The following is a 2,534-nucleotide window of genomic DNA, read 5'->3' on the forward strand; positions in this document are numbered from 1 at the left end:
TTTAGTTTTCAAAGATCATTTTAATGGAGCGGGTGATGAGAATCGAACTCACGACATCAGCTTGGAAGGCTGAGGTTTTACCACTAAACTACACCCGCATTTTTAATTGGCGCGCCCGAGAGGAGTCGAACCCCTAACCTTTTGATCCGTAGTCAAACGCTCTATCCAATTGAGCTACGGGCGCTTATTAGGCGACTTAACTATCATACTATCAATCAGTGATGAAGTCAAGTGTTTTTTTGTTTTTTCTTGCGAGGTTTATCTCAACCTCACTTATTATACACGTTTCAGAAAGTTTGTAAAGTCTTTTTTAGAAAGGATCTCACTTTTAGTTTCTCACTTGTCGTTATCGCTTTGTTCATCAGCGACGTTTAATAATATACCATGGCAGATTATTCGGGTCAATACTTTTTACGAAACTTTTTTCAAGCTATTCATTTCTTCTATATAATGTTCGCATTACGAAAAAGCAGGATTCCGAAGAACCCGGCTTTTCTTCTGATCAGCCGCTTACTTTCGCTTCGGCTTTATTTTGCTCATTTACTTTATGATAAGTACGGAAGTTTTGCTCAAGCTGCTCGAGTGACAAGCCTTTTGTTTCTGGCAGGAACTTTTTCACGAACATGATAGACGCCAGCCCTAAAGCAACAAATATGAAGAATGTGCTGGACAGCCCGATGTTCGCGAGCAGAACCGGAAAGGTTAAACCAATGAAGAAGTTAACGATCCAGAGACAAAATACGGTTACTCCCATGCCCAGACCCCGCAAGCGCAGCGGGAATATTTCCGACAGCATAAGCCATGTGACAGGAGATATCGCGCCCTGCTGAAAAGCAAGGAAACTAACCGTTAACGCTAGGACAACATAAGGAAGAGCCGGAGAACCTTCAAGGACGATAGACATAATACCGATAAGCAGGAGCGCCGAGGTTGTTCCAATCAGCCCTGTTATCAGCATCGGACGCCGGCCGGCTTTTCCAAGAAGCCATATTCCCACAAAAGTTGCGAGGACCGAAATAACTCCGTTTGCGATATTTCCGACAAGAGCCGCTTCCGTTTGAAAACCGGCGTCTTTTAAAATTTGAGTGCCGTAATACATGATTGAATTCACGCCCGTTATCTGCTGTACAACCGCAATCCCGATTCCGATGAATACAATACGGCGCACCCAGGGAACCGCCAAATCTTTAAATGTCGCCTGTTCTATCTCCGATTCTTTGTTGTAAGCGGATTCAATTTCTTGCAGCTCAGCCTGAGCCTTTTTTTCATCACGTATTCGTTTAAGCACTTGAAGAGCTTCTTCTTTTCTTCCTTTAGAAACAAGCCAGCGCGGACTCTCCGGCACCTTGATCATACCAAAAAATAAAAATACTGCTGGCAGCGCCGCAATGACCAGCATGTAACGCCAAACATGGGAGGTGTCACCGAGGGCATTGCCGATAACCGCGTTGCAAGTGAAGGCTAACAGCTGACCGGTTACAATCATTAATTCGTTTTGGGTGACCATCCGGCCGCGGCTTTCAGCTGGAGACATTTCAGCCAAATATGCAGGAACAGTTACTGAAGCTCCCCCTACAGCAAGGCCTAACAGAAAACGGCAGATGATCATCACTGTGACGTTCGGCGCGAGCGTACACCCTAGCGTCGACACAAAAAATAATACGGCGAGTACGATAATATTTTTGCGCCGGCCGTTGAAATCTGACAGCCGTCCTCCAAAAACCGCGCCAATTGCAGCACCTAAGAGCAAAGAGCTTGCTACCATACCTTCAGTCAGTGCTGTAAGGTTAAGCTGACCGGCTTCCGCCATAAAAGGCAGCGCCCCATTAATCACACCTGTGTCGTATCCGAAAAGCAGGCCTCCAAAGGTTGATACTAAAATAATGGTACGCAGAAATGAGTTCTGGCTGCTTTGTTTATTCATCTTCAAATCCTCCTATTTTTCACGCGAGACTGTTATCTAAATATTCAGTCATTCGAAGTTACACCTGATTTGGATTTCCATTCTTTTGACCGACAAAAAAACAGCATTATATGAAGGAAAAGTACAATCTCTAATTGGAAGCGTTGTCACTCATGATTAATATTCACTCTCTCCTTTCACTTTGTTGTTATTTTATAGTTATTTCATAGTAATATTATAATGATATTATTAGCACTTCTGTTATTATCATAATTTTAAAAGCGCTTTCAGTCAATGAATATTTCAGAAAATTTTATAATTTATCTTCAAATACCCTACATATAACCATATCAATTTTAAAATAAGAAGATTTCCATAATATAATCAACAATCATTCGTTTTCGTATATAAAAATGGTTATATTCAAACAAAAGTCCCCAATTTACAGGGACTGACCCCATAGAGTGAGACAAATAAAAAACACCTTTAAGTTGAAAAGCGGGTATGGAATACTTGTAAACAACTTGGAGGTGTTTTTCTATGGGCAAAAGAGTAAGCTATCCAACTGATGTAAAAATGAAAGCCATCAAAATGCGGCTGGCCGGGGTGCCGGTGAAAGAAGTCTTAAAAG

1 protein-coding gene and 2 tRNA genes are annotated in these 2,534 nt (G+C 42.0%); all 3 read right to left on the reverse strand.

Annotation, left to right across the window (positions count from 1 at the left end):
- Nucleotides 1-24: 24 nt before the first annotated feature.
- Nucleotides 25-98, reverse strand: a tRNA-Gly gene (locus AXI59_RS13420).
- Nucleotides 99-107: 9 nt separating this feature from the next.
- A tRNA-Arg gene (locus tag AXI59_RS13425) sits at nt 108-184 on the reverse strand.
- Between the two features lie 318 nt (nt 185-502).
- On the reverse strand, nt 503-1,924 hold the full coding sequence (locus AXI59_RS13430; protein ID WP_061528494.1) for a sugar porter family MFS transporter: 1,422 nt from the start codon (nt 1,922-1,924) through the stop codon (nt 503-505).
- Nucleotides 1,925-2,534 lie beyond the last annotated feature (610 nt).

Source organism: Bacillus nakamurai (assembly GCF_001584325.1).
Taxonomy (GTDB): Bacteria; Bacillota; Bacilli; order Bacillales; family Bacillaceae; genus Bacillus; species Bacillus nakamurai.